Source organism: Brevibacterium sp. HMSC24B04 (assembly GCF_001806835.1).
GTDB classification, from domain to species: domain Bacteria; phylum Actinomycetota; class Actinomycetes; order Actinomycetales; family Brevibacteriaceae; genus Brevibacterium; species Brevibacterium ravenspurgense.
Genome location: NZ_KV786102.1, coordinates 81,261 through 82,827, shown reverse-complemented (window position 1 = coordinate 82,827; position 1,567 = coordinate 81,261). Strand labels below are relative to the sequence as shown.

Here is a 1,567-nt window from a genome sequence, read left to right as displayed (position 1 = left end):
CATCCTTTAGCCGTAAAAAGACTCCCGTTAGCCGAAAAATGTCGCCGTAGAAGCTGTTGCTAAGGCGCAGAATCCGGCTAAAGGGTGTGGGGTGGTGGCTGGGCGGCGGGGCTCCGGTTGGCAGCAAAAACACCCGTTAGCCGGATTCCATCCTTTAGCCGTAAAAAGACTCCCGTTAGCCGGATTCCACCCATTAGCCGTAAAAAGACTCCCGTTAGCCGGAAAATGTCGGCGTGGAAGCTGTTGCTAAACCGCAGAATCCGGCTATTGGGTGGGCGCGTATGCGCTGTTTGGGCAGAAAAAGTCCCCCCAGTGGGATTCGAACCCACACTGAATCGATTTTAAGTCGACTGCCTCTGCCGATTGGGCTATAGGGGGAGTGGTGCAGATGCTGGCCGAAAACGTGCTCGAACAGCCCCTCGAGCTTAGCAGGACTGCGCCGCGGAAGGCGGAATCAGTGCCGGGTGCCCAGAGCAAGAATCTGCAGCTCCCTGACCCCTGCCGCCCATACGCGCCCATCCGCCGAACCTTCAACGGCAGCAACCTGTGCGCCAGTTCACCTCGTGTCAATCTCGGTGCGTAAAGTGGAAAGAGAAGCGAGTTAAGGAGCCTGTATGCACCCCCACCCAAAAGAAAACCTGCGCGAATACATCGACAAACTCCGCACGGAGGGCTACACGGTTGTAGACGGGCACACTCCTGACCCGCACCTCATCAGCCCCGACGGCAAAGCTGTCGAAACCTGGCGCGAAGGCTACCCGTACGACACCCTCATGGACCGGGAAGCCTACGAAATCGAGAAGTACAAGCTGCAGATCGAACTTCTGAAGTACCAGTACTTCGCCGAAGACAACGGCCTGCGCAACGTCATCGTGTTCGAGGGCCGTGACGCTGCCGGCAAGGGCGGAACCATTAAGCGCTTCACGGAGCACCTCAACCCGCGCTCAGCTCGCACTGTGGCGCTGGCCAAGCCGACGGAAGAAGAGTCGGGCCAGTGGTACTTCCAGCGCTACGTGCAGCACCTGCCCACGCGCGGTGAGATCGTCATGTTCGACCGCTCCTGGTACAACCGCGCCAATGTTGAGCGCGTCATGGGCTTCTGCACTGACGACCAGTACGAGGTCTTCATGCGCCAGGCCCCAGAATTCGAGCGCATGCTCGTTGAGGCCGGCATCCACCTGACCAAGTTCTGGTTCTCCGTGACGGAAGCCGAGCAGCGCACCCGCTTTGCCATCCGTCAGATCGACCCCGTGCGCCAGTGGAAACTGTCGCCCATGGACCTCGAATCGCTGGGCCGCTGGGACGACTACACGGAAGCGAAAGAGCAGACGTTCCTGCGCACCGACACCGATCACGCCCCGTGGATCTCGGTGAAGTCCAACGACAAGAAGCGAGCCCGGCTCAACGCCATGCGCTACTTCCTCAACACGGTCGAGTACGACGACAAGGACACCAGCGTCGTCTACGAACCGGATGCCAACATCGTGATGCGCGGCATCGAAGCCGTCGGCGACTGACGCCTGACCGCAGAACACACGAGGCGGGGCTGGAGAAATCTCCAGCCCCG

At 59.9% G+C, this 1,567-nt stretch carries 1 protein-coding gene and 1 tRNA gene; one reads left to right on the top strand and one right to left on the bottom strand.

Translation table 11 applies throughout. From position 1 onward, the window contains the following. Positions 1-304: 304 nt before the first annotated feature. Positions 305-378 (bottom strand) — tRNA-Leu (locus tag HMPREF3092_RS09160). 236 nt (positions 379-614) lie between these two features. Between HMPREF3092_RS09160 and ppk2 the strand changes: the two genes are divergently transcribed. Next, positions 615-1,517 (top strand): polyphosphate kinase 2, encoded by a 903-nt coding sequence (gene ppk2 / locus HMPREF3092_RS09150; protein WP_019175670.1) that lies wholly within the window; start codon positions 615-617, stop codon positions 1,515-1,517. Positions 1,518-1,567: the final 50 nt, after the last annotated feature.

Excerpts from the sequence above, each read along its gene's own strand:
- ppk2 (WP_019175670.1), top strand. The coding sequence starts at position 615 with ATGCACCCCCACCCAAAAGAAAACCTGCGCGAATACATCGACAAACTC.